This window comes from Streptomyces phyllanthi (assembly GCF_009377205.1).
GTDB classification, from domain to species: Bacteria; Actinomycetota; Actinomycetes; order Streptomycetales; family Streptomycetaceae; genus Streptomyces; species Streptomyces phyllanthi.
In genome coordinates, this window is sequence record NZ_VJZE01000465.1 from 1 (window position 1) to 7018 (window position 7018).

General features: G+C 72.6%; 7 protein-coding genes. 3 read left to right on the forward strand and 4 right to left on the reverse strand.

Going from position 1 to position 7018, the window contains the following annotated elements; genetic code table 11:
* Positions 1 to 3: 3 nt before the first annotated feature.
* Entirely contained in the window at positions 4 to 2403 is a 2400-nt protein-coding gene (locus FNH04_RS38115; RefSeq protein WP_152790417.1) for a phosphoketolase family protein, read from the reverse strand.
* Positions 2404 to 2444: 41 nt separating this feature from the next.
* Positions 2445 to 3350 carry a universal stress protein gene (locus tag FNH04_RS38120; protein WP_152790419.1) on the reverse strand — a complete coding sequence of 302 codons (906 nt, stop codon included), beginning with the start codon at positions 3348 to 3350 and terminating at the stop codon, positions 2445 to 2447.
* Between the two features lie 254 nt (positions 3351 to 3604).
* On the opposite strand from FNH04_RS38120, the gene FNH04_RS38125 reads away from it, so the two are divergent.
* The gene (locus FNH04_RS38125) at positions 3605 to 4069 is read left to right on the forward strand and encodes a cyclic nucleotide-binding domain-containing protein (protein WP_152790420.1); all 465 of its coding nucleotides are present in this window, start codon (positions 3605 to 3607) and stop codon (positions 4067 to 4069) included.
* A gap of 42 nt (positions 4070 to 4111) precedes the next feature.
* Positions 4112 to 4777, forward strand: a complete 666-nt coding sequence (locus FNH04_RS38130) for a CBS domain-containing protein (RefSeq protein WP_322725052.1) — start codon at positions 4112 to 4114, stop codon at positions 4775 to 4777.
* Positions 4778 to 4886: 109 nt separating this feature from the next.
* Here the strand turns inward: FNH04_RS38130 and FNH04_RS38135 are convergent, their stop codons facing one another.
* Positions 4887 to 5543 (reverse strand): TetR/AcrR family transcriptional regulator, encoded by a 657-nt coding sequence (locus tag FNH04_RS38135; protein WP_152790422.1) that lies wholly within the window; start codon positions 5541 to 5543, stop codon positions 4887 to 4889.
* A gap of 146 nt (positions 5544 to 5689) precedes the next feature.
* Here FNH04_RS38135 and FNH04_RS38140 point away from each other — a divergent pair, with 146 nt between their 5' ends.
* Positions 5690 to 6250, forward strand: coding sequence for an NAD(P)H-dependent oxidoreductase (locus tag FNH04_RS38140; protein ID WP_152790423.1), 561 nt, complete (start codon positions 5690 to 5692; stop codon positions 6248 to 6250).
* A gap of 167 nt (positions 6251 to 6417) precedes the next feature.
* Here the strand turns inward: FNH04_RS38140 and FNH04_RS38145 are convergent, their stop codons facing one another.
* On the reverse strand, positions 6418 to 6807 hold the full coding sequence (locus FNH04_RS38145) for an ArsR/SmtB family transcription factor (protein ID WP_194236951.1): 390 nt from the start codon (positions 6805 to 6807) through the stop codon (positions 6418 to 6420).
* Between the last annotated feature and the right edge of the window lie 211 nt (positions 6808 to 7018).

A 7018-nucleotide genomic window follows, 5' to 3' on the forward strand; every position in this document is an offset into this window, starting at 1 on the left:
GGGTCAGCCCGTCCACGTCCAGTCCGCCACCTCCGGCAGATCCGTACCGTGCTCCCTGATCCACGAGTGATGGCGGGCCCGCGCGTCGGCCATCCGCTGCCGCACAACCGCAGCCCGCACCCCCAGCCCCGGCACACGGTCGATCACGTCCATCACGAGGCGATACCGGTCCAGGTCGTTGCGGACGACCATGTCGAACGGAGTCGTCGTTGTCCCCATCTCCCGGTAGCCCCGCACATGCAGATTCGCGTGCCCGGTGCGCCGATAGGCAAGGCGATGGATCAGCCACGGATAGCCGTGGTACGCGAAGATCACCGGCTTGTCGGTCGTGAACAGACCGTCGTACTCGGAGTCCGGCATCCCGTGCGGATGATCGCCATGGGGCATGAGCCGCGCCATGTCGACGACGTTCACCACACGCACGGCCAGCTCCGGCAGCTGCCGCCGCAGCAGATCCGACGCCGCCAGCACCTCCTGCGTCGGGACGTCCCCCGCACACGCCAGCACCACATCCGGCTCCCGGTCACCGTCACCGGAGCCCGCCCACTCCCAGACCCCGACCCCGCGCGCACAGTGGGCCCGGGCCTGCTCCATGGACAGCCAGTCGAAGCACGGCTGCTTGCCCGCCACCACCACGTTCACGTAGTCACGCGTGCTCAGCACGTGCTCCGTCACCGACAGCAGCGTGTTGGCGTCCGGCGGCAGGTAGACCCGTACGACCTCGGGGCTCTTGTTGAGGACATGATCGACGAACCCGGGGTCCTGGTGCGAGAAACCGTTGTGGTCCTGGCGCCAGACATGCGAGGTGAGCAGGTAGTTGAGCGAGGGGATCGGGGCACGCCAGGTCAGCTCCCGCGAGGTCCTCAGCCACTTGATGTGCTGGTTGACCATGGAGTCGACGATGTGCACGAACGCCTCGTAGCACGAGAACAGTCCGTGCCGCCCGGTCAGCAGATAGCCCTCCAGCCAGCCCTGGCAGAGGTGTTCGGAGAGGACCTCCATGACCCGGCCGTGCCGGTCCAGGTGCTCGTCGACCTGGATCGTCTGGGCCTGCCACGCCTTGCCACTGGCGGCGAAGACCGAGTCCAGCCGGTTGGAGGCGGTCTCGTCGGGGCCGACCAGGCGGAAGTCGCGGCGTGGCGCGGTGTCCCGCATGACCTGTTCGACGTAGCCGCCGAGGACCCGGGTCGGTTCGTGCAGGGACGCTCCGGGCTTGTCGACGGGCACGGCGAACCGGTCGCAGGACGGCAGTGGCAGCTCACGGGTGAGGAGGCCACCGTTGGCGTGCGGGGTGGAGCCGAGCCGCCGGGCGCCCTCGGGCACGCACGCGAGGACGTCCGCGGTCGGCCGCCCCTCGGCGTCGAAGAGCTCCTCGGGCCGGTACGAACGCAGCCAGCCCTCCAGCTGCCGCAGGTGCTCCGGGTTGTCGCGCAACCCGGCCAGCGGCACCTGGTGGGAGCGCCAGGTGCCCGCCACCGGCTCCCCGTCCACCCAGGCCGGGCCCGTCCAGCCCTTCGGTGTGCGCAGCACGATGACGGGCCAGCGCGGGCGCTCGGTCCCACGCTCCTCGCGCGCCGCGCGCTGGAACCGCGTGATGCGGTCCAGTGCCAGGTCGAAGGCCTCGGCCAGGGCGCGGTGGATCGGGAAGGGGTCGTCGCCGGTGACATGGATCGGCTCGTGGCCGTACCCCCGCAGCAGTTCGTCGAGTTCGGGCTCCGGCAGCCGGGCGAGGACGGCCGGGTTGGCGATCTTGTAACCGTTGAGGTGGAGGATCGGCAGGACGGCGCCGTCGTGCACCGGGTCGAGGAACTTGTTCGCGTGCCAGGACCCGGCGAGCGGCCCTGTCTCGGCCTCGCCGTCGCCGATCACACAGGCCACCAGCAGATCCGGGTTGTCGAGAGCGGCCCCGTACGCGTGGGCGAGCGAGTAGCCGAGTTCCCCGCCCTCGTGGATCGAGCCCGGCGTCTCCGGCGCCACATGGCTGGGCACCCCGCCGGGGAACGAGAACTGCCGGAAGAGCCGGGCCATGCCCTCGGCGTCCCGGCTGACGTCCGGGTACGTCTCGCTGTAGCTTCCCTCCAGCCAGGAGTTCGCGAGCACCGCGGGCCCGCCGTGTCCGGGCCCCCACACGGCCAGCGCGTTCAGGCCGCGGGCCCTGATCACCCGGTTGAGGTGCGTGTGCACGAGGTTGAGCCCCGGTGACGTACCCCAGTGGCCGAGCAGCCGCGGCTTGATGTGCTCGACGGCCAGGGGCTCGGTCAGCAGCGGGTTGGCCAGCAGGTAGATCTGGCCCGCCGCGAGGTAGTTGGCGGCCCGCCAGTGGGCGTCCAGGGCACGCAGTTCCTCGTCGGTCAGCACGGTCGGCGTGGTGCGGTCCCGTTCCTGGTGTGCGGCATGCGGCATGGGTGACTCCATGGGTCGACGGGGTGGTCCCCGGAGGGTCGTCAGCCGTGGGCGACGACGGCGACCGGGGCGGTGGCGTGGTGCAGGACCGCGTGGGTGACGGGCCCGACATGGGCACCGAGCGGGGAACGGCGGATACGGCGCCCCACCACCACGAGGGACGCCTCATGGGACGCCTCCACCAGGTGGTGGGCCGCCTTGCCGGGCCGGGACTCCTCGACGACCTGGACGGTGGGGACCTTCTGCTTCCAGGGGTCCAGCACCTCGGCCAGCATGGCGGCGTCCCACCGGCCCAGCTGGGCCTCGATCTCCCGGTGCTCCGGGCCGCCGTGCGTGAAGTGGGCCGGCGGATTCCAGGCGTGGACGACCCTCAGGGCGGTATCGCGCCGGGCCGCCGCGTCGAACGCGAACCCGATCAGGGTGTCGTCCGGCCCGTCCGTGTCGAGGCCGAGGACGACCGGCCGGTAGGGGGCCGCGGCGGACGGGATGCCCGCCGGGTCCCTCACGTGCTCGTCGGCTGCCTGCTCCCCGGCCCGTACGAGCACGACGGGAGCCTCGGTGTGCGCGATGACGGACAGGCCGACGGAGCCGATCAGGAAACCGCCGACCCCGCCCAGTCCACGGGACCCGAGGACCAGCGGCTCGGCGTCCCTCGCCGCCTCGGCGAGCGCCGCGGCGGCCCGGCCGGACACCTGCTCGACGACCACCTCGACACCGGGGTGACGCGCCCGGATGCCGTCGGCCGCCTCGCGGGGGACCCGCTCCCGCCATTCGTGCTCGGCGTCCGGGCCGAGGAGCGGGGCCTTCCCCATCGGTTCGGGTACGGCCTCCCAGACGTTGACGAGTCGCAGCGGCCGCCGCCTGAGCCCGGCCTCGCGCGCCGCCCACTCGGCGGCGGCCAGACTCTCGGACGAGCCGTCGATCCCGACGGTGACGGTGCGGGACATGGTGCGTACCTCCCTGCACGGGGATGCCTGCACGGGGCGAGTCACCCGGATCGGCGCCGCCAGGCGTGATCACCGGATGAGGGACCCTCCCACCGACGCAGTCGGCGCGGCCCGTCCACCCCACTGGCGAGTACCCGCACAGCCGCCCCGCACCGATTTCCCGCCTGTTCGTGCCGTACGGCCCATGGCGGTGACGGGGGCGTGGAGCGACGCTGGAGATGGCAGCTCCGTACGCCCCCCGTGGAGGCACCGCCATGAACGCTCCCCCCACCACCCCCATGCTCCGCTCGCTTCCCGCCGAGCACCGCCGGCGGCTGATGAGCCTCGCCCAGCAGGTCTCGTTCCCCCAGGGGGCCCGGCTCTTCGAGGAGGACGGCCGCGCGGACCGGTTCTGGGTCATCCGCACCGGCACGGTCGACCTGGACATGCGGGTGCCGGGCCGCCGGGCGGTGGTGATCGAGACCCTCGGCATCAACGACCTGGTCGGCTGGTCCTGGCTGTTCGCCCCGCACACCTGGCACCTGGGCGCCGAGGCGATGAGCCCGGTCCGCGCCTACGAGTTCGACGCCGTGGCCGTACGCGCCCTGTGCAAGGAGGACCCCGCGTTCGGGCTCGCGATCGCCGAGTGGATCGGCGGCATCCTCGCCCACCGGCTGCGCTCCGCCCGGACCCGGCTGCTGGACCTGTACGCCCCGTACGGCAGCGGCGGCCTCCGCTGACCGGCAGGAGCTCTCGCACCTGGAAGCGGACTGGGAGTCACCGTGGACGGCACCCCCCACATCGTGAGCGATGTGATGACCCACACGGTCGCGGCCGTCGGCCGTGGGGCGGGCTTCAAGGAGATCGTCCGCCTGCTGGAGCAGTGGAAGGTCAGCGCACTGCCCGTCCTCGAGGGCGAGGGCCGCGTCGTCGGGGTCGTCTCGCAGGCGGACCTGCTGCCCAAGGAGGAGTTCCGCGGCGCCGAGGCGGACCGGCCCGTACGGTTCGGCCGGCTGGCGGACCTGGCGAAGGCCCGGGCGGTGACGGCCGGGGAGCTGATGACCAGTCCCGCCGTCACCGTCCACGCCGACGCGACCATCGCCGAGGCGGCCCGCACCATGGCCCACGCCGGGGTCAAACGGCTCCCCGTCGTCGACGACCACGGCATGCTCCAGGGCATCGTCAGCCGCGCCGACCTGCTGAAGGTGTTCCTCCGCGCCGACCAGGAGATCGCCGACGAGGTGCGGCGCGAGGTGGTCGCCTATCTCTTCCCGGCCCCGTTGTCGCCGATCCACGTGGCCGTCCGGGACGGCGTGGTGAGGATCACGGGCCGGGTCAGGGACACCGCGCTGATCCCGGTGGCGGCCCGTATGGTCCGCGCCGTCGAGGGTGTGGTGGACGTCGAGTTCGACGTGACGGGCCCGCGCCGCACGCCCGGCGCGTACTGACCCCGCACGCCCCCACAGCGCACCCCGGCGCACCCCGGCGCCCACTGACCCCACGCCACATCCCGCAGGCACCGGCCCCGCAGGCACCGACCCCGCGCCGCCCACCGGCTCACCCCGGCGTGACCAGCCTCCCGACCAGATCGCCCCAGCCCGCCTCCAGCCGTTCGAGCGGCATCCCGCGCCGCGTGACCAGGTGGTCGACGAGGTTGATGTCCAGGTATCCCAGCAGTGTCTGGGCGAGAAGCTCGATGTCGCCCTGTGCCCTCGTCTGGCGCAGGAGCATGCAGATGTGCCCGAGGCGCAGGAGGTTGGCCGGGCTGGTGTGACGGCGGGAGACGTCCGCGCGGGCGGCCAGATAGAGATCGCGGTGGGCGTGCTCGTGCCGGATGACGGCCGCCCCGAAGGCGTGGAGCCGCTCGACGGGGGGCGCGTCCGGCCCGAGGGGCGGGGGCCCGCTCAGGAAAGCGGACTGGAGCTCCCGCTCGTGGTGGTCCAGGAGGGCCAGCAGGAGCCCCGTACGGTCGCCGAACCGCCGGAAGACGGTGCCCTTGCCGACGTCGGCGGCCGTTGCGACGGCCTCCATGGTCAGGTTGGCGGCCCCGCACTCCCCCGCGAGCCGCGCCGCCACCTCCAGCAGACGGGTGCGGTTGCGCGCCGCGTCCGCCCGCAGACGGGGCTGCTCATCCGTGGTCGGCGTGAGGTTCAACAGCCCGTCCAGGGCATCGCGTTCCGGGTATGCGGGGAAGGGCGCGAACGACTCGGTCATGAAATGAGAGTAACGCTCGCCACAGACAAGTGGACCGCGGTCCGGATAAGTGATACAAACTTCAACGGACCCCGGTCCGGTTAGCACTCCGGTCCGGTTGACACCCCGGTCCGCCCAGCCCTACCGCTCTTGCTAGGAGTCAGCTCATGTCCGTTCGCATCCTCGCGCTCGTCGGCAGCCTCCGCGCCGGTTCGACCAACCGCCAGCTCGCCGAGGCCGCCGCCAAGCACGCCCCCGAGGGCGTCGAGATCGAGCTGTTCGAGGGCCTGGCCGACGTGCCGTTCTACAACGAGGACATCGACGCCGAGGGCAGCGTCCCCGCCGCCGCGATCCGTCTGCGCGAGGCCGCCGGCCAGGTCGACGCCTTCCTGCTCTTCTCCCCCGAGTACAACGGCACCATCCCGGCCGTCCTGAAGAACGCCATCGACTGGCTGTCCCGCCCCTACGGCGCCGGTGCGCTGTCCGGCAAGCCGGCTGCCGTGGTCGGCACCGCGTTCGGCCAGTTCGGCGGCGTGTGGGCGCAGGACGAGGCCCGCAAGTCCCTCGGTATCGCAGGCGCCACGGTCGTGGAGGACGCCAAGCTCTCCATCCCCGGCTCCCTGACCCGCTTCGCCGAGACCCACCCGGCGGACGACACCGAGGTCGTCGCCGGTCTGACCCAGGTGCTCGGGCAGCTCAGCGCCTCCACGGGCGCGGCCGCCGCCTGATCCCCGGCGACACGACACGTCCCACGGCTCCGGGTGGAGGCAACACGGCCTCCGCCCGGAGCCGTTTCGCGCGCCACGAGGCCGCCCAGCGCGCACCAGAGCCGTCGCGCGCCCTGGAGCGGTTCTCACGCCGCGCCGGAGCGGCTCTCGCGCGGCGCAGCCGACGCTCAGTCGTGCACCGGCCGGTCCGTGAGCCGGTGGTCGGCCAGGCTCAGGGCCTCGTCAACCACTCGGCGCAGATGGCCGTCGCGGAGGGAGTAGATCACCCGCCGCCCCTCCTTTCGGGCGCTCACCAGCCCCGCGAGCCGGAGCCGGGCCAGATGCTGGCTCACCGCCGGGCGGGCCGCACCGCACGCCTCCGTGAGCGTCGTGACATCGGCCTCACCCCCGGCCAGCGCGTGCAGCAGGGCCAGTCGCGTGCGGTCGCCGAGCAGCGCCAGGAGCTCCGCCGCCAGGGCGAACTGCTCCTCTCCGGGTGTGCTCGGGTGCGCTCCGGGCCCGCCCTCGGTGCGCGGCTGCGCATCATGCGCAGGTGACAGGTGCATGCGTGCGCTCATACGCACATAATGACCCTGTGGGCGCGAGCACGTCCACTCCCGCGCATCGGGACCCGCACCGGAAGGGGAACGACGTGAGCGACCGGAACCACGGGCACACCCACGAGCACGAGGACGGAACCGGGCACACCCACGAGCCCGAGGGCGAGATCGGGCACACCCACGCCCACCACCACGGGGGACACGCTGTCTCTGATACACATCTGACGCC